16 protein-coding genes and 1 pseudogene are annotated in these 17,905 nt (G+C 70.5%); 10 read left to right on the top strand and 7 right to left on the bottom strand.

Annotation, left to right across the window (positions count from 1 at the left end):
• Positions 1-22 precede the first annotated feature (22 nt).
• The 4 genes and pseudogenes from BGO15_RS01825 to BGO15_RS01840 form a co-directional block, all read left to right on the top strand.
• Positions 23-1,024 (top strand): annotated as a pseudogene (locus BGO15_RS01825) (amidohydrolase family protein); the annotation flags it as partial.
• 125 nt (positions 1,025-1,149) lie between these two features.
• On the top strand, positions 1,150-2,016 hold the full coding sequence (locus tag BGO15_RS01830) for an ABC transporter substrate-binding protein (RefSeq protein ID WP_327037324.1): 867 nt from the start codon (positions 1,150-1,152) through the stop codon (positions 2,014-2,016).
• Positions 2,013-2,885, top strand: coding sequence for an amino acid ABC transporter permease (locus tag BGO15_RS01835; RefSeq protein WP_056206294.1), 873 nt, complete (start codon positions 2,013-2,015; stop codon positions 2,883-2,885). Before BGO15_RS01830 ends, BGO15_RS01835 begins: the two co-directional genes overlap by 4 nt.
• Positions 2,882-3,625, top strand: coding sequence for an amino acid ABC transporter ATP-binding protein (locus BGO15_RS01840; protein WP_200930811.1), 744 nt, complete (start codon positions 2,882-2,884; stop codon positions 3,623-3,625). The genes BGO15_RS01835 and BGO15_RS01840 overlap by 4 nt, the downstream gene beginning before the upstream one ends.
• Before the next feature lie 5 nt (positions 3,626-3,630).
• Here BGO15_RS01840 and BGO15_RS01845 read toward each other — a convergent pair whose 3' ends face one another.
• From BGO15_RS01845 to BGO15_RS01860, 4 genes are all read right to left on the bottom strand, one after another.
• Positions 3,631-4,245, bottom strand: coding sequence for a response regulator transcription factor (locus BGO15_RS01845; protein ID WP_056206121.1), 615 nt, complete (start codon positions 4,243-4,245; stop codon positions 3,631-3,633).
• Positions 4,242-5,402: a sensor histidine kinase gene (locus BGO15_RS01850; protein WP_056206290.1), complete on the bottom strand. Its 1,161-nt coding sequence runs from the start codon at positions 5,400-5,402 to the stop codon at positions 4,242-4,244. Before BGO15_RS01850 ends, BGO15_RS01845 begins: the two co-directional genes overlap by 4 nt.
• A 62-nt stretch (positions 5,403-5,464) precedes the next feature.
• Positions 5,465-6,280: an ABC transporter permease gene (locus BGO15_RS01855; protein WP_056519585.1), complete on the bottom strand. Its 816-nt coding sequence runs from the start codon at positions 6,278-6,280 to the stop codon at positions 5,465-5,467.
• Positions 6,277-7,233 carry an ABC transporter ATP-binding protein gene (locus BGO15_RS01860; RefSeq protein ID WP_056206288.1) on the bottom strand — a complete coding sequence of 319 codons (957 nt, stop codon included), beginning with the start codon at positions 7,231-7,233 and terminating at the stop codon, positions 6,277-6,279. Before BGO15_RS01860 ends, BGO15_RS01855 begins: the two co-directional genes overlap by 4 nt.
• Positions 7,234-7,437: 204 nt before the next feature.
• Between BGO15_RS01860 and BGO15_RS01865 the strand changes: the two genes are divergently transcribed.
• The 5 genes from BGO15_RS01865 (at position 7,438) to BGO15_RS01885 (ending at position 13,522) form a co-directional block, all read left to right on the top strand.
• The gene (locus BGO15_RS01865; RefSeq protein ID WP_045247884.1) at positions 7,438-9,063 is read left to right on the top strand and encodes an ABC transporter substrate-binding protein; all 1,626 of its coding nucleotides are present in this window, start codon (positions 7,438-7,440) and stop codon (positions 9,061-9,063) included.
• Positions 9,064-9,134: 71 nt separating this feature from the next.
• Complete coding sequence (locus tag BGO15_RS01870; protein WP_273188534.1) at positions 9,135-10,208, top strand: ABC transporter permease; 1,074 nt, start codon at positions 9,135-9,137, stop codon at positions 10,206-10,208.
• Positions 10,208-11,179 carry an ABC transporter permease gene (locus tag BGO15_RS01875; protein ID WP_056206118.1) on the top strand — a complete coding sequence of 324 codons (972 nt, stop codon included), beginning with the start codon at positions 10,208-10,210 and terminating at the stop codon, positions 11,177-11,179. Before BGO15_RS01870 ends, BGO15_RS01875 begins: the two co-directional genes overlap by 1 nt.
• Entirely contained in the window at positions 11,176-12,858 is a 1,683-nt protein-coding gene (locus BGO15_RS01880) for a dipeptide ABC transporter ATP-binding protein (RefSeq protein WP_045247881.1), read from the top strand. Before BGO15_RS01875 ends, BGO15_RS01880 begins: the two co-directional genes overlap by 4 nt.
• Before the next feature lie 4 nt (positions 12,859-12,862).
• A complete protein-coding gene (locus BGO15_RS01885; protein ID WP_056206116.1) occupies positions 12,863-13,522 on the top strand; it encodes a TMEM175 family protein in 660 nt (219 codons plus the stop codon).
• On the opposite strand, the gene BGO15_RS01890 is transcribed toward BGO15_RS01885, so the two are convergent.
• The 3 genes from BGO15_RS01890 to BGO15_RS01900 form a co-directional block, all read right to left on the bottom strand.
• Positions 13,512-14,642, bottom strand: a complete 1,131-nt coding sequence (locus tag BGO15_RS01890; RefSeq protein ID WP_056519583.1) for a hypothetical protein — start codon at positions 14,640-14,642, stop codon at positions 13,512-13,514. The two genes, BGO15_RS01885 and BGO15_RS01890, sit on opposite strands and share 11 nt — an antisense overlap.
• Before the next feature lie 61 nt (positions 14,643-14,703).
• Complete coding sequence (locus tag BGO15_RS01895; RefSeq protein WP_056519580.1) at positions 14,704-16,350, bottom strand: AMP-binding protein; 1,647 nt, start codon at positions 16,348-16,350, stop codon at positions 14,704-14,706.
• A 114-nt stretch (positions 16,351-16,464) separates the two neighbouring features.
• The gene (locus BGO15_RS01900) at positions 16,465-17,313 is read right to left on the bottom strand and encodes a helix-turn-helix transcriptional regulator (protein WP_056206114.1); all 849 of its coding nucleotides are present in this window, start codon (positions 17,311-17,313) and stop codon (positions 16,465-16,467) included.
• Between the two features lie 228 nt (positions 17,314-17,541).
• Between BGO15_RS01900 and rpsF the strand changes: the two genes are divergently transcribed.
• Entirely contained in the window at positions 17,542-17,901 is a 360-nt protein-coding gene (gene rpsF, locus BGO15_RS01905; protein ID WP_045248006.1) for a 30S ribosomal protein S6, read from the top strand.
• Positions 17,902-17,905 lie beyond the last annotated feature (4 nt).

The following is a 17,905-nucleotide window of genomic DNA, read 5'->3' on the forward strand; positions in this document are numbered from 1 at the left end:
CCGCCTCTACGCGCACCCGCACGACTGGGCGGCCGCCGCGGCATCCGGAGCCGGCGACCTGCTGGCGCACGGCGTGACCGCCGCCGCCGACATCGTGACGGATGCCGCGGCCGCCACAGCGCTGCACGACGCCGGGCTGCACGGCATCACCTACTGGGAGGTGATGAGCTGGACCAACGACGAGTGGGCGCGCATCGGCCGACACGAGGTCGAACGCGCGCTCGACGCGCTCCCGACCCCACCCGGCACCGGCCTCTCTCCGCACGCGCCGTACTCGCTCGACGTCGAGCCGCTGCAGGAGATCCCCGACATCGTGCGCGAGCGGGGCGGGCGCATCCACCTGCACCTCGGCGAGGCCGCGTTCGAGCGCGAGGGCGACCACGTGCCCGGAGACCCGTGGCACGAGCGGCGACTCGGCAGCTTCCGCGAGCTGCGCGGCGAGGGCATCGGGGTGGGGGCGGCGGAGTTCGTCGACCAGCTCGGCGTGCTCGGCCCCGACTGCCACATCGCCCACGGCGTCTACATGACCGCTCGTGATCGCGCCCTGCTGCGTGCGCGGGGCACGGCGGTCGCGCTCTGCCCCCGCTCGAACGCCGTGATCGGACTCGACGAGCCGCCGGTCGCCGCCTATCTCGTGGAGGGCAACGCGATCGCCGTCGGCACCGACTCGCTGTCGTCGTCGCCGTCGCTCGACCCGTGGGCCGACGTCGCCGCACTGCACCGCATCGCGCGCGGGCAGGGCTATGCGAACCGCGACCTCTCCGCACGGCTCGTGCGGGCGGCGACCCTCGGCGGCGCCCACGCGATGGGCATCGACACCGGGCCCGACCGCACCGGATACCTCGCCGTCGGGGCGCTCGCCGACCTCGCCTTCCTCGACGTCCCCGTCGGAGCGGTGGACGACACGCTCGAGCACCTCGCGACGGCCGGGGAAGGCACGGCCGCCGCGACCGTGGTCGCTGGTCGCGTCCGCTTCGCATCCGACCGGTTCACCGCCGAGACGGGCGTGCGCATCCCGGTGTGACCGCGTGTGTCACCTGACCGCGGGCGATGTGCGAGGCGTGGATAGGCTGTGCGCGATCGCCCGAGCACGGACCACAGCACCCGCTGGCGGTGACCACCCGCTATCCCGCACCTGAGGAGAACCCTGTGATCACGCGCGCTCGCGTCCGCCGCACCGCCGCCGTCGCCGCTCTGGCGGCCGCCACCGTCCTGTCGCTCGCCGCCTGCGCGTTCGCCGGCTCGTCGTCGGGCACCGCCACCAGCGCCGGCCCGAGCGCCGCCGCCCTCGACACGCTCACTGCGGGCAAGCTCACCATCGCCACCGGCCAGCCGGCGTACTCGCCGTGGGTCGAGAACGACGACCCGGCGAGCAAGAAGGGCTTCGAGGCGGCCGTGGCCTACGCCGTCGCCGAGAAGCTCGGCTTCACCGACAGCGACGTCGTCTGGGTGCGCTCGACCTTCGACAGCGCCATCGCGCCCGGTGCGAAGGACTGGGACCTCAACATCCAGCAGTTCTCGGTCACCGACGAGCGCAAGAAGGCCGTCGACTTCTCGTCGCCGTACTACACGACGACGCAGGCCGTCGTGACCACCGGCTCGTCGAAGGCGGCCTCGGCCACCTCGATCGCCGACCTCAAGACCGACGTCATCGGCGTCGCGAGCGGCACTACCAGCTACCGGGTCGCGGCCGAGAAGCTCGGCACCGACAACCTTCGTGTGTTCAACTCGAACGACGACGCCGTGCTCGCCCTGAAGTCCGGCCAGATCGACGCTCTCGTCGTCGACCTGCCGACCGCGTTCTACCTGGCCGGGGCCGAGCTCGACAACGGCAAGGTCATCGGCCAGTTCGACGACACCACCGGCGGCGATCAGCTCGCGTTCGTGCTGCCCAAGGGATCGCCGCTGACCACCGCCGTCACCGCCGCGGTCGACGCACTCCAGGCCGACGGCACGCTCGCGGCGCTGCAGAAGCAGTGGCTCGCCGACGCCGTCAACGCGCCGGTGCTGAACTGACCTCGTCACCAGCCTCCACGGCGCCGGACTGGCAGCCGAGCGAGCTCGAGCTCGCCCGGCGGGCGGTCCGGCGCCGTTCCACCGTGCGCTCGGTGGTCATCGCGCTCGTCAGCAGCGTGGTGGTCGTCGCGGCCCTCGCCGTCGCGGTGGTCACCAGCCCCGGCTGGGAGAGCGTGCGGTCGAGCTTCTTCGATCTGGATGTCGCCATCTCGGCGTTCCCGTCGGTGATCGCCGGTCTGTGGGTCAACATCCAGGTGCTGTTCGTCGCGGCCGCCGCCGTGGCGGTGTTCGGCACCGGACTGGCCGTGCTCCGGTCGCTGCGTGGTCCGGTCTTCTTCCCGCTGCGGGCACTCGCCGCCGGATACACCGACCTGTTCCGCGGCATGCCGCTGCTGATCGTGCTCTACCTGGTGGGCTTCGGTATCCCCGCGCTCGGGTTCTTCGGACGGGTGCCGGTCGTGCTGTGGGGAACCATCGCCATCGTGCTCACGTACTCCGCATATGTCGCCGAGGTGCTGCGTGCGGGCATGGAGGCGGTGCATCCGTCTCAGCGGGTCGCCGCGCGCTCGCTCGGCCTCACCCACGGACAGACCCTGCGCATCGTCGTCATCCCGCAGGGCGTGCGCAACGTCGTGCCCGCGCTCATGAACGACTTCGTCTCGATGCAGAAGGACGTCGGCCTCATCTCGGTGCTCGGCGCCGTCGACGCTGTGCGTGCCGCGCAGATCGAGGTCGCGAACACGTACAACTTCACGCCCTACATTGTCGCGGGGCTGCTGTTCGTCGCGATGAGCCTGCCGATGATCCGCCTCACCGACTGGGTCTCCGCCCGCCTCACCCGCCGTCAGCAGAACGGGGGTGTCGTGTGAGCGCGCTCACCCTCACCGGCGTCCGCAAGCGGTTCGGCGACCACGATGTGCTGCGCGGGGTCGACCTCGTGATCGAGCCGCACGAGGTCGTCGTGCTGATCGGCGCGTCGGGCTCCGGCAAGTCGACGCTGCTGCGCACGATCAACCTCATCGAACGCGTCGACGACGGCCAGATCTTCCTGGGCGGGACCGACATCACCGACCCGGGCATCAACCCCGACCGGGTGCGCTCGCGCATCGGCGTGGTGTTCCAGCACTTCAACCTGTTCCCCCACCTGCGGGTCATCGACAACATCACGCTCGCGGCCCGGCGGGTGCACCGCCAGCGCCCGGCGGCCGCGCGCGCCCGCGCACTCGAGCTTCTCGAGACCCTCGGGCTCGCGCAGAAGGCGCGCGAGTTCCCCGATCGGCTCTCCGGCGGCCAGCAGCAGCGCGTCGCGATCGTACGGGCGATCCTGACCGACCCCGAGCTGCTGCTGCTCGACGAGATCACCAGCGCCCTCGACCCGCAACTGGTCGGCGAGGTGCTCGATCTCGTGCGTGACCTCAAGCGGCGCGGCTCGACGATCCTGATGGCGACCCACGAGATGGCGTTCGCCCGCGAGGTCGCCGACCGCATCGTCTTCATGCACGAGGGGCGCATCCTCGAGCAGGGCACCCCTGAGCAGGTGTTCGACGCTCCGGTGCACCCGGAGACGGCCGCATTCCTCGAACGCGAGGGCCGCTCGCGCGGAGCCTGACCCGGCTACAGCCAGCCGTTCTGCTCGGCGATGCGCGCCGCGTCGCCTCGGTTGCGGGCGCCGGTCTTGCCGATGGCCGACGACAGATGGTTGCGCACGGTGCCTTCGGACAGGTGCAGCATGCGCGCGATGTCCGCGACGCTGCCGCCGGTGCGCGCCCCCTCGAGAACGTCGCGTTCGCGCTCGGTGAGCGGCGAGTCGCCCTGCGCGAGCGAGTCGATCGCCAGCTGCGGGTCCACGACCCGCCCCCCTCGGGCGACCCGGCGCACCGCGTCGGCGAGCTGCGCGGCGGGGGTGTCCTTCACGACGAACCCGGATGCCCCCGCCTGCAGCGCGCGTGACAGGTAGCCGGGGCGACCGAAGGTCGTGACGATGAGCACGCGGCATCCGGGCGCCGTCTCGCGCAGCCGCGCGCACGCGGCGATGCCGTCGAGACCGGGCATCTCGATGTCGAGCAGGGCCACGGTCGCCGCCGCCGCGCGGACGGCGGCCTCGACCTCGTCGCCGCGGCCGACCTCGGCGACGACCTCGATGTCGGGCTCCAGCGAGAGCAGCGCCGAGAGCGCCCCGCGCACGAGGGCCTGGTCGTCGGCGATCAGCAGCCGGATGCCGTCGCTCACAGCTCGACCCGCACCGAGAACCCGCCGAGGTCGCTGCGACCGATGCGCAGGCGGGCGCCGGCGGCATCCGCTCTCTCCCGCAGCCCCGTGAGACCGGTGGACGCGGTGCCGGCCCCGGGCCCGACACCGTCGTCGGCGACCTCGACCACATCGTGCTCGAGCCGGATGCGGCAGCGCGACGCACCCGCGTGACGGATGACGTTCGTGACGCCCTCGCGCACGACCCACCCCGCGAGCTCACGATGTGCCGGGTCGATCGCATCGGTGGATGCGGACGCGTCGAGCTCGATCCCGGCCGCCCGCAGCGCCGCCCGGGCGGCGGCGAGCTCCGCGCTCACGTTCACCTCGCGGAAGCCGCTCACCGCGGCGCGCACGTCGGCCAGGGCGCCGCGGGCAAGCGCCTCGACCTCGCCGATCTCGACGCCCGCCCGCTGCGGGTCGGCGTCGATGAGGCGTCCGGCGAGCTCGGCCTTCACGGTGATGACCGTGAGCGAGTGCCCGAGGATGTCGTGGATGTCGCGCGCCACCCGGCTGCGCTCCCGGTCGGCGGCGAGCACCTCGACCTGGGCCTGCGTCCTGCGCAGCTGGCCGAGCGTGGCGAGGGTGCGTGCGAAGGCGGCCATCATGAGCGAGATCGACACGATGATCGCGGAGTTCAGCACGGCGTCCGCCGGGTCGACGCCGGTCGCGACTGCGATGCCGAAGGCGAGCAGGCCGAGCGCGACGATGGCGATCCAGGTGAACCGCCAGCCGATGACGCTCACGCCCAGCACCACGCCCACGAACGTCCAGGTGGCGCGCACATCCCACCCGAGCCAGGGCATCAGTGCGAAAGACAGCGCGAACAGGCCCAGCACGATCCAGATGCGCCCGCGGCGCGGAGTGGCCCACGCGGTCGGGGCGGCGATCAGGAACGCGGCGGCGAAGAGCAGCACCAGAGTGCTGCCGAGCACCTGCTGCCACAGCTGCGGGGCGCTGAGAACCCCCGGCAGCACGACGAACAGCCACGGCAACGCGATCGCGCCGCCCACGTACCACCCCCGTACGGAGGGAGTCGCCAGCGTCGCACGCCATCCGGCGAGCGAGGCGCGCTCGCCGTCGGCGAGCACCGGCCAGCCCATGCCGCGCACACGATCGGGCGCCTCCGTCTGACTCACATCCCACACGATAGGCCGCGAGGCGGCATCCGCACCCGGACGCCGCCCCGCGGACATCGCGCTCACGCCCGCTTCGTGTCGCGACGGAAGAACACCACCGTGCCGGCGACGAAGATCGCAAGCCACGCGATCGCGTTGACGAGCGCGCCGAGGTCGAAGGCGTCGCCCGTGAGCGGTGCGCGCGCGATCTGGCTGATGCCGTACACGGGGGTGAACTTCGCGATCGTCTGCAGGAAGTCCGGCATGCTCGACAGCGGGTAGAACAGACCTCCGAGGAACGAGAGCAGCACGATCACGAGGCTCGTGATCTGCGCGGCGTTCTCACCGGGGACCATGTAGCCGACCATCAGTCCGAGGGTCGTGAAGACGGCGCCGGCGAGCAGCCACGCCGCGAGACCCGTGACGATCCACTGCACGGGGCTCAGCTGCACACCCGAGAACCCGGCCACGACATACGTGGCCACGATCGCGATGAACCCGAACAGCATGCCGGCGATGATCTTGATGATGACGTTTACCAGGGGGTTGAGCGGCGTGAGCAGCAGCTGCCGGCTCCATCCCTGTGCGCGCTCGAGGGCGACCGATGCGCCGGTCTGCGTGGCCGACATCATGGCACCGTACATCGCCATCGACACCATGATGTAGGCCGCGACGGAGACACCGCCGGCCGACAGGGGCACATCGGTGAGCGGGGTGTCCTTCAGGCGATAGCCGACGATCATGTACATCAGCACCGGGAAGGCGACGGTGAAGATCAGCGACCGGCGGTTGCGCAGCTTCCGGGTGAGCTCGATGCCGAGATAGGTGAAGGTGAAGCCGCCGAGCGGTGGCACTCGCCGGTCGAGGTTGACGGGGGCGGGGGCGGGGGTGCTGGTCATCGCGTGCTCTTCTCGGTGTCGTCGTTGCCGGTGAGCGCGAGGAAGACGCTCTCGAGGTTCTGCGCCGAGATCTCGAGGTCTCGCGCGGGGGTGGCGGTCAGGAGATGCCGGGCCACCGAGTCGGAGTCGCGGGTGCGGATCGCGATGCGCTCGCCCTGCACCGAGACATCCTCGGCGCCGGCGATCGCCGCGAGTGCGACCGGGTCCGCGCCGGGCAGGGTGGCGTGCACGACGCGGCCGGCGACCAGGTTCTTGATCTCCGCCGTCGTGCCGTCGGCGACGATGCGGCCGTGGCTCATCAGCACGATGCGGTCGGCGTACTCGTCGGCCTCGTCGAGGTAGTGCGTGGCGAACAGCACGGTGCGGCCGCGGGCGGCGTCCGCGCGGATCGCCTGCCAGAACGAGCGGCGACCCTCGACATCCATTCCCGTCGTCGGCTCGTCGAGGATCAGCAGCCCCGGGTCGCTGAGCAGCGCCATCGCGAACCTCAGCCGCTGCTGCTGACCGCCCGAGCACACCCCCACCTTGCGGTCGGCGATCGACGAGATGCCGGCGCGCTGCAGCACCTCGTCGATGGGCCGGGTGTCGCTGAACAGGCTCGCCGTGAGCCGCAGCGTCTCGCGCACGGTGAGGTCCTTGAGCAGGCCGCCGGTCTGCAGCACAGCGGAGATGAGACCGTGGGAGATCGCCGACCGGGGACTGCGCCCGAACACCTCGATCTCACCCGCGTCGGGGTGCGCGAGCCCCAGGATCATATCGATCGTGGTGGTCTTGCCGGCCCCGTTCGGGCCGAGGAACGCGACGATCTCGCCCTGCGCGACGGTGAGGTCGACGCCGCGCACGGCCTGGACCTTGCCGAACGACTTCACGAGGCGGCGAGCGCGGATCGCCGTGTGACCTGAGCCGCCGGAGCGAGCGGATGCCGCGTCTGCGGCGGGTGCGGATGAGCTCATGGTCTGAGCCTCCCGCAGGGCGATCCGCTGCACCAGAGCCGGTCGTCACGACCCGAATGTGACATTCGTCACGCCCATAGCACGCGTTTCGATCTTGTGAAAAGTCGTTCCACAGGCTTTGTCCCCGCTGAGAACGGGTCCAAGATATCGGGATGCGGTCCGTCGCCAGGCGGCCGTCTCTTTCACAGCTGGAGTCACATCACCATGACACTTTCCCCCCGCACGCGTGGCCGCCTCGGCCTCGTCGTGGCCGCGGTCGGCGCCTCCGCGCTGCTGCTGGCCGGTTGCTCGGGCAGCAGCTCCTCCTCGAGCTCGGGCTCGAGCGAGCCGCTGCTGATCGGCACGACAGACAAGATCACCTCGATCGACCCGGCCGGTTCGTACGACAACGGCTCGTTCGCCGTGATGAACCAGGTCTACCCGTTCCTGCTCAACAGCAAGTACGGCACGTCGGAGGTCACCCCCGACATCGCGACCTCGGCCGAGTACACCTCGCCCACCGAGTACACGGTGAAGCTCAAGCCGGGTCTGAAGTTCGCGAACGGCCACGACCTCACCTCCTCGGACGTGAAGTTCTCCTTCGACCGTCAGGTCGCGATCAACGACCCCAACGGTCCGGCATCGCTGCTCGGCAACCTCGACTCGGTCGCCACCCCCGATGACACGACCGTCGTGTTCACGCTGAAGGCGCCCAACGACCAGACGTGGCCGCAGATCCTCTCGAGCCCGGCGGCGCCGATCGTCGACGAGCAGGTGTTCTCGGCGACCGCCGTCACCCCTGACGACACGATCGTCGCGGGCAACGCGTTCGCGGGCCAGTACACGATCGACTCGTACAAGAAGAACGAGCTGATCGACTACAAGCCCTACGCCGGTTACCAGGGCGAGCTGGGCGCGGCCGCCAACGGCGGCGTCACGGTCAAGTACTACGCCGACTCGTCGAACCTGAAGCTGGATGTCTCCAACAACGCGATCGACGTCGCGTTCCGCAGCCTCACCGCCACCGACATCGCCGACCTGAAGTCGAACAACAAGGTGCAGGTCGTCGACGGCCCCGGCGGCGAGATCCGCTACATCGTCTTCAACTTCAACACCCAGCCCTACGGTGCGACGACCGCGGAGGCCGACCCGGCCAAGGCGCTCGCCGTGCGCCAGGCCGCGGCATCCCTCGTCGACCGCGCCGCCATCTCGCAGAACGTCTACAAGGGCACCTACACCCCCCTGTACTCCTACGTTCCGCAGGGCCTCGCCGGCGCCACCGAGTCGCTGAAGTCGCTGTACGGCGACGGCAACGGCGGCCCGAGCCTCGACAAGGCGAAGCAGATCCTCGAGGCCGCCGGCGTCACCACGCCCGTCACCCTCAACCTGCAGTACAACGGCGACCACTACGGCCCCTCGTCAGGTGACGAGTACGCCGCGGTCAAGAGCCAGCTCGAGAACGGCGGCCTGTTCACCGTCAACCTCGCGCAGACCGAGTGGGTGCAGTACTCCAAGGACCGCGTCGCCGACGTGTACCCGGCATACCAGCTCGGCTGGTTCCCGGACTACTCCGACGCCGACAACTACCTGACGCCGTTCTTCTCGAAGGACAACTTCCTGAAGAACCACTACGACAACGCCGAGGTGCAGGACCTGATCACGAAGCAGGCCTCCGACACCGACGCCGCGTCGCGCGCGACCGAGCTCGGCAAGATCCAGGACCTCGTGGCCCAGGACCTGTCGACCCTGCCGCTGCTGCAGGGCACGCAGACCGCGGTCGTCGGCTCCGACGTCCAGGGCGCGACGCTCGACGGTTCGTTCAAGTTCCGTTACGCGCCGCTGCACAAGTAAGCGTCGTCCAGCGCCGTGGGCCGGGGGTCTCCCCCCGGCCCACGGCGCGATCCACGTAAGGTCGTTCCCCCATGGTCACTGCCGCCGTCGATCCGGCCGCACTCGCCCCCGCCGTCTCCAAGGGCGGCGGGCTCTGGCGCTACATCCTCGTGCGCCTGCTGCTGGTCATCCCCACCGTCTTCATCCTGGTCACCGTCGTCTTCGTGCTGATGCGTCTGACCGGCGACCCCATCACCGCCGCTCTCGGCGGACGCCTCCCTCCCGATCAGCTGCAGCAGCGCATCCACGAGGCCGGCTACGACCGACCCCTCTGGGCGCAGTACCTCGACTACCTCGGCGGCATCCTGCGCGGTGACTTCGGCACCACGATCACCGACCGCCGGCCCGTGCTCGACGTGCTGCTGCAGTACGGCTCGGCGACCCTCGAGCTCGCGTTCTACGCGCTCATCGTCGCGTTCCTCATCGGCATCCCGTTCGGACTGGTCGCCGCCTACAAGCGCGACCGCTGGCCGGACGCCACCCTGCGCGTCGGGGCGATCCTCGGCTACGCGACCCCCATCTTCTTCGTCGGACTGCTGCTCAAGCTCGTCTTCTCGGTGTGGCTCGGCGTGCTCCCCACGAACGGCCGCGCCTCCACCCGCACCGAGCTGCTGCTCGGCAACCTCGACCACCCCAGCGGCATCTACCTGATCGACGCGATCCGACTCGGCAACGGCGCCGCCGTCGGCGACGTGCTGCTGCACGCGATCCTCCCCGGCGTCGCTCTCGGCATCCTGACCGCGGGCGTGTTCCTCAGGCTCGTGCGTACGAACGTGATCGGCACGCTCGGCGCGCAGTATGTGACATCCGCCCGCTCGCGAGGGGTGAGTGAGTTCCGCCTCGTCACCAAGCATGCGTACCGGCCCGCGTTGATCCCGATCATCACTGTCATCGGCCTGCAGATCGCGATGCTGCTGTCGGGGGCGGTGCTGACCGAGACGACGTTCGAGTGGAAGGGCGTCGGCTTCATGCTCTCCGAGTATCTGAAGGCGCGTGACTTCGTCGCCGTGCAGGGGATCGTCGTCATGATCGCGGTCGTCGTGGCGCTGACCAACTTCGTGGTCGACGTGATCGCCGCTCTCATCGACCCGCGAGTGAGGTACTGATGTCCACGGATGCCTCCTCCCGCCCCGCTGCGGTCAGTGATCGCACGCGTCCTCTCGCCGACCGCATCCCGGTGCTCTCGCACCTGCGCCGCAGCGTCGGGCTGCAGCGCGCGATGCTCGTCATCGGCGTCGTCATCGTCGCCGTGTTCGTGCTCGTCGCCGCCTTCGCGCCGCTCATCGCGCCGTACTCGTGGGCACAGCAGTCGGCGAACGGTGTCGACTTCGCGACCCAGCAGCCACCCAGTGCCGCCCACATCTGGGGCACGACCGTCAGCGGCTTCGACGTGTTCTCGCGAGTGATCTGGGGCGCGCAGACGGCGCTGTTCGCGATCCTCGCGGCGATCGTGTTCTCGCTGTTCATCGGTGTCGCCCTCGGCCTCCTGTCGGGCTACTTCGGCGGCTGGCTCGACCGGGTGCTCCTCGTGATCTGCGACGCGATCTACGCGTTCCCGTCGCTCCTGCTCGCGATCGTCATGTCGATCGTGATCAGCCGCGGGCAGTCGACGCTGGTCGGCGGCATCCTGGCGGCCGCGATCTCGATCACCGTCGTCTTCGTGCCGCAGTACTTCCGCGTGGTGCGCGCCGAGGTCGTGCGGGTGAAGGCGGAGCCGTTCGTCGACTCGGCGCGCGTCATCGGAGTGCCGCTCGGGCGCATCCTGGTGCGCCACGTGCTGCGCAACTCGACCCGCACGCTGCCGGTGGTCGTCACCCTCAACGCGTCCGAGGCGCTGCTCACCCTCGCGGGCCTCGGCTTCCTCGGGTTCGGCATCGAGGCGACGAAGGCCGCCGAGTGGGGCTATGACCTGAACCGGTCGGTCGCCGACGTGACGAGCGGGATCTGGTGGACCTCCATCTTCCCGGGCCTGGCGATCGTGCTCGTGGTGCTCGGCATCACGCTCGTCGGCGAGAGCCTCAACGACCTGAGCGATCCGCGACTGCGTACCCGCCGTCGCGCGGGAGGTGCCGCATGAGCGACGTCGCAGACATCCGAGACCTCACGGTCACCTTCGCGACCGACGGCGCGCCCGTCACCGCGGTGTCGGGCATCTCGCTCGCCGCGCACGCCGGCGAGGTGCTGGCGATCGTCGGTGAGTCCGGGTCGGGCAAGACGGTCACGGCGAACACGCTGCTGGGCCTGCTGCCCGAGACGGCGACGCTCTCGGGAGCCGTGATCATCCGTGGCGCCGACGGCGAGACCGATGTCGTGCACGCGACCCACGCGCAGCTGCGCGCGATGCGCGGGCGGGACGCGGCGATGGTGTTCCAGGAGCCCTCGACCGCGCTGAACCCCGTCTACACGGTGGGCTGGCAGATCGCGGAGGGCCTGCGCGCCCACCAGAAGATCAGCCGCGCCCAGGCGAAGGTGCGCGCGATCGAGATCCTGCGCACGGTCGGCATCCCCGACCCCGAGCGCCGCGTCGACGACTTCCCGCACCAGTTCTCGGGCGGTCAGAAGCAGCGCGTCGTGATCGCGATGGCGCTGGTGCTCAACGCGGGGCTGATCATCGCCGACGAGCCGACGACGGCGCTCGATGTCACCGTGCAGGCCGAGATCCTCGAGCTGCTGCGCACCTGCCGCGACGAGTTCGGGGCGACGATCGTGCTCATCACCCACAACATGGGCGTCGTCGCCGACCTCGCCGACCGCGTGATCGTGATGTACCGCGGCGACATCGTCGAGCAGGCGCCCGTGCGCGAGCTGTTCGCGTCGCCGCGCGAGCCGTACACGAAGGAGCTCCTCGCCGCCGTCCCGCGCGTGGGTGCGGGCAAGAGCCGCACGCAGGGGCAGGATGCCGCGGCATCCGCCCCGACCGAGGCGCCCGCCGACGCGGTGGTCGTCGCGAGAGCGGCCGAGATCGGCTACCCGGGACGCTTCGGTCGCGGCGGGGTCGTGGCCGTCAAGGGCGTCGACTTCTGGGTCGCGCCGGGCGAGGTCGTCGGCCTCGTGGGCGAGTCGGGGTCGGGCAAGACCACGATCGGGCGCGCCCTCGTCGGTCTCACGGAGGTCATGGGCGGGTCGCTGACCGTGCTCGGCACCGAGATGCGCGGCGCCACGAACCGGCGGCTCGCGCCGCTGCGACCCGAGATCGGGTTCGTGTTCCAGGACCCGGCGACGAGCTTCAACCCGTTGCTGACCATCGCCGAGTGCATCGCCGAGCCGCTCATCGTGCACGGCCGCGCCCGGTCGCCGCGAGCGGCGCGCGCCCGCGTCGACGAGCTGCTCGACGCGGTGCGCCTGCCGACCGCGTTCGGCGACCGGTTCCCGCATGAGCTCTCCGGCGGTCAGCGCCAGCGCGCGTCGCTCGCGCGGGCGCTGGCTCTGCAGCCGACGCTGCTCATCGCCGACGAACCCACCAGCGCGCTCGATGTGTCAGTGCAGGCGACCGTGTTGGAGCTGTTCGCGCAGCTGCAGCGGGAGCTGGGGTTCGCGTCGCTGTTCATCAGCCACGATCTGGCGGTGATCGACGAGGTCGCCGACCGTATTGTGGTGCTCAGGCACGGCGTGATCCGCGAGCAGGGCACGACCGCTCAGGTGCTCGGCGCCCCGCGCGACGACTACACGAAGCGGCTGCTCGCCTCGCTCCCCGTGCCCGATCCGGTGGCGCAGGCCGCGCGCCGGCAGGAGTGGGAGCGCACGCGCGAGGGGTGACCGGGTGACCGACGACGAGGGCGACAGCCCGCACGCACCCGGGTATGCGGCGGAGCGGTTCACCGCGTTCTCCGACGCGGTGGTCGCCATCGCGATCACGCTGCTGATCCTGCCGCTCATGGAGAGCGTCGGCGACATCAGCTCGACCGAGGGCGGCACGTGGCGGTGGCTGGGCGACCACCACGACCAGTTGGTGTCGTTCGTGCTGAGCTTCGCGATCATCGCGATGTTCTGGGTGGGCAACCACCGACAGTTCTCCCGGGTGCAGCGGGTCGATGCCGCGGTCATCTGGCTGATGATGGCGTGGCTCGTGACGATCGTCTGGCTGCCGGTCGCAACCTCCATCACGGGGGCGGCGGGGTCCGGCGATCCGGTCGCGAAGTCGATCTACATGGGCAGCATGGTGGTCACGAGCCTGCTGTCGCTCTGCACACGCCTCTATCTGCGGCAGCATCCCGGTCTGCACGACACTCCCGAGAAGGCGCTGATCCGCGGCGTCGGCAACGATCTGTCGCTGGCCGTGCTGTTCTCGCTGGCGCTCGTGATCTCACTGCTGTTCCCCGCGATCGGCTACTACTCGCTGATCCTCATGGGTGCGAACGGCGTGCTCGAGCGCACGATCACGCGGGTCTTCCTCTCCCGCGATGGACGCGTCACGGGGTGACGAGCCGTCCGATCGCATCGCCGAACAGGCTCCACAGCCAGAACCCGATGAACACGACGGCCGCGATGCCGCCGAGCACCGACGCGCGGCGGCGGAGTCTCCGACCGGCGGGAGCCACGACGGGCGGCGGCGCGACGTGGGGGGTGGATGCCGCGGCATCCGATGGTGCGCCCTGTTCGCTCTGGACGCGCTCGTCGCGCCAGCGCGCCCACTGATCGAGCTTGGCCGTGAGGGCGCCGATGGTCGCGTCGAGCCACTGCCAGGTGGCGGGATCGAGGGTGACGAGGTCGCGTTCGGCGTAGAGGAACAGTCGGTCGTCGACGATCTCGACGTCGAGGGCGGCAGCGCTGTCGATGAAGCGCGCCATGATGTCGGGCGTGAACAGGTAGAGCGCGTCGCGCTCGTAGCCGGCGGGGCAGTACAGGCGGAAGTACCGGTCGAAGTCGCCCTCGAGCGACAGGTGCTGTGAGCGCGCGAAGTCCGCCGGCAGATTGGATGCCCCGAACATGCGGTTGTTGCCGACGGCGTCGAGCACGATGTTCGGCAACGGCACGTCGAGGCGCACGGCCACGTACCCCCACCGGTGCGTGGTGCGGTCCCGGTCCGAGCCGGTCTCGTACCGGTAGTTCGCGATCTCGATGTCGCGCCCGGACGCGGTGCGCACGAAATCCAGCGACTTCCGGTTCTCGCCGGTGTCGAAGATGACGCCCGGCAGGTTCGGGTCGTCGATGCGTGTCGTGTAGGTGAGACCGTTCGCGCGCGCGAAGGCGTCGAGCCGGTACGCGTGCACGGCGGCGCTGCGCCAGGTGCGCACGGCCGCCGAGACGAAGATCGCGAGCACTCCGACGACGGCGAGCACGAAGACGAGGGCGACGGGCGAGGCTCCGTCGCCCGTGGCGAGACCCACGATGACCGATCCCAGCACGCCGATGACGATGGGCACGATGACCGCCAGGGCGAACAGCGTCACGATGCCGGCGATGACGAACCCGACGACGCGTCCCGCGGTCATGCCTTTGTCGTGGGCCTTCCGGAACGCCCGCACCGCCGCCGGGTCGACCGGTGCGACGAGGGCACCCGTGTCGAGGGCGCCGGATGCCGCCCGCCCCAGTCCGTTCATCGGTCGGCCCCGTCCCCCACCCACTCCATGCCGACACCGTAGCGGGCGGGGCGACCCGCTGTCAGGCGTTCACGGCGGCGGCTCGCAGATCGAACTTGCGCACCTTGCCGGTGGCGGTGTGGGGCAGCTCCGCCACGAAGTGGAACTCGTCGGGCACCTTGAATGCGGCGAGCAGCCCGCGCGTGTGCACCCGCAGCTCGTCGGCGCCCGCGGCATGCCCTTCGCGCAGCACCACGAAGGCGACCGGCCGCTCACCCCATCGTGCGTCGGGGCGGCCGATGACGGCGACCTCGAGCACGGCGTCGTGCGAGACGACGGCCTGCTCGACCTCGACCGTCGAGATGTTCTCGCCGCCCGAGATCACGATGTCCTTCGCGCGGTCCTTCAGCTCGATGTAGCGGTCGGGGTGCATCACGCCGAGGTCGCCGGTGTGGAACCATCCCCCGCGGAACGCCACCTTCGTGGCCCGGCTGTCGCGGAAGTACTCCAGCATGACGTTGTTGCCGCGCAGCACGATCTCGCCGATGGTCGTGCCGTCCGCGGGGACATCCTGCCCCTGCTCGTCGACGACCCGCGCGGACTCTGCCTGCACCATCCCCACCCCCTGCCGCGCGAGACGCTTGGCGCGCTCGCCGCGGTCGAGGCCGTCCCACGCGGTCTGGTACTCGCACACCGTGAACGGTCCGTACACCTCGGTGAGCCCGTAGACGTGCACGACGGTGATGCCGAGGTCCTCGAGCGTCTCGATGATGGTCGGCGACGGCGGCGCACCCGCGGTCGTGATGCGCAGTGGCCGCTCGACGAGGTGCGCGTCGGCCGACGCCGCGATCGTCGTGCACACGGTCGGCGCCCCGCAGAGATGGGTGACGGATGCCCCGTCGATGAGCTCCCAGATGCGGTCGGCCCGCACGGCGCGAAGCCCGACATGGGTGGCGCCGGCGGCGGTCACCGCCCACGGCGTACACCAGCCGTTGCAGTGGAACATCGGCAGCGTCCACAGGTAGACCGACGCGCTCGTCAGCTGCTGGTGGAACACCTCGCCGAGCGCGTTCAGGTAGGCGCCGCGGTGCGTGTAGACGACGCCCTTCGGCTTGCCGGTCGTGCCCGAGGTGTAGTTGATCGAGATGGGCGCGCGCTCATCCCTCACATGCCATGACACCGGCTCGTCGAGGTCGGCCGCGCGGCCCAGGAACTCCTCGTACGACACCTGACCGGATGCCACGTGCCCGCCCGGATGGCCGAACTCGGGATCCTGCACCTCGACGACCTCCTCGAGGGTGCCGACGCTGGCGAGCGGGTCGCCAATCGACGCGAGGATCTCGGCGTCGGCGATCAGCACCCGCGCGCCGGAGTGCAGCAGGATGTAGTCGATCTCGGCCCGGCTCAGGCGGGTGTTGATCGCGACGAGCACGCCGCCCGCGAGCGGCACCGCGAAATGGCCGATCAGCATCTCGGGGGTGTTGGGCACGAGGTAGGCGATGCGGTCGCCGGGCTCGATGCGCGCCTGCAGCACCCGCGCCAGTTGCTCGGCCTCGTGGGCGAAGCGCCGGTACGAGTAGCGGCGCGCGCCGTAGACGATCGCGTCCTTGTCGGGGAAGACCTCCGCCGCCCGCTGCAGGAACCGCAGCGGGGTGAGCGGCTCGTCGTTCGCGGCGGGGCTGAGGGGAACGGGCGAGGTGATCGTCGTGGGTTCGGCGAGGTGAGGCATCCGGGTCTCCTTCGACAGCCGGGCGGCGCTCCGTCGCGCCGCGGTGGCACGATGCAAACACGGATGCCGCGGCCCCCACACCCCCCGATGGAGGGTGTCGGCCGGCGCCGGCCGTCAGGGCAGCAGGCCGAGGCGCCGCGCCGTCGCGACGGCCTCATGGCGCGAGTGGGCGCCGAGTTTCGCCATGATCGTCTGCATGTAGCCCTTGACGGTGTCGGGCTGCAGGGTGAGCCGCCGCGCCGTCTCGGCATAGGTGCAGCCGAGCGCGACCTGCGCGAGCACGTCCGACTCCCGTGCCGACAGCTGTGGGGCATCGTGCTGCCGGGCGCCCACGAGCTGCGCGTCGATGGCGAGCAGGCGGGCGGCGAGCGTCGGATCCGTGGTCGCTGCGGCCAGCGCGGTCAGTTCGGCGTGCGCCACCCGCACCGCGTCGCGGGCGTCCCGGTCGTCGGCGCGCACCGTGGGGTCGACGCCCCGCAGCGCCGCCAGCCGGCGGTCGACCTCGTCCCGCACGTGCAGCTCTCCGCCGATCGCGCGCGCTCCGCCGAGCAGGTGCGTCGCGACCGCGTCGCCGAGGCTCCCCTCGTCGCGTGTCGCGGCGTAGAGCACCGCGCGGGTGGCACCGTCGACCGTCACCGGCACGGCGACCATCGACCGCAGCCCTTCGCGTCGCACCGCACCGTCGTGCTGGTGGGAGATCTGCGGCGCTCCCACGTAGTCGTTGACCGCCGTCGGGCGTCCGCGCGCGACGGCTCCGCCGCCGACCCCTTCGCCCGCGCGAACGAACAGCCGGTGCAGGCTGTCGGTCTCGGTGCCCACGAGCTCGGTGATCGTGAACGCGTCGTGATCGACCAGTCCTGCCATCAGCACGTAGCCGGGCGTACCGCCCGCCAGACGACGCAGGATGCCGCGCAGCAGGTCGCGGTCGTCGGGCCGCAGGGCCGCCGCGCTGATGTCCGGCATCGTCGCCTCCAGATGATTGGGCCGCATCGTAGCACCGGCCCGTGCGCGGGAAGCGCCGTCGGTTGGCGGGGGTTCGTGGCATCCGATACACTTCGAAGGTTGTCCGTGTGCGGCTCCCGCCGCGCATCGCGGACACGTGCATCAACCCTCCTGCTGTCGGGAAACGCCCGGCAGCCGTTCTAGTCCGAAGGAGGTGGGTTAGTGACGCACACGCACCAGTACGAGCTGATGGTCATCCTCGACCCCGAGCTCGACGAGCGCCAGGTCACCCCGAACCTCGACAAGTTCCTGAAGGTCATCACGAATGATGGTGGCTCGATCGACAACGTCGACGTCTGGGGCCGCCGCCGTCTCGCCTACGAGATCAAGAAGAAGTCCGAGGGCATCTACGCCGTCGTCAACTTCACCGCGACCAGCGAGACCACGCAGGAGCTCGACCGCCAGCTGAACCTCAGCGAGCTCGTGTTCCGCACCAAGGTGCTCCGCGCCGAAGAGGCCATCGCTCTCATCGCGTCCGAGCAGAAGCGCGCCGACGAGAAGGCTGCCCGCAAGGCCGCCGCCGGTGCCGCGAAGGTCGCGAAGGCGTAACGAC

Source organism: Microbacterium sp. 71-23, from assembly GCF_001897265.1.
Classification (GTDB): Bacteria; Actinomycetota; Actinomycetes; order Actinomycetales; family Microbacteriaceae; genus Microbacterium; species Microbacterium ginsengisoli.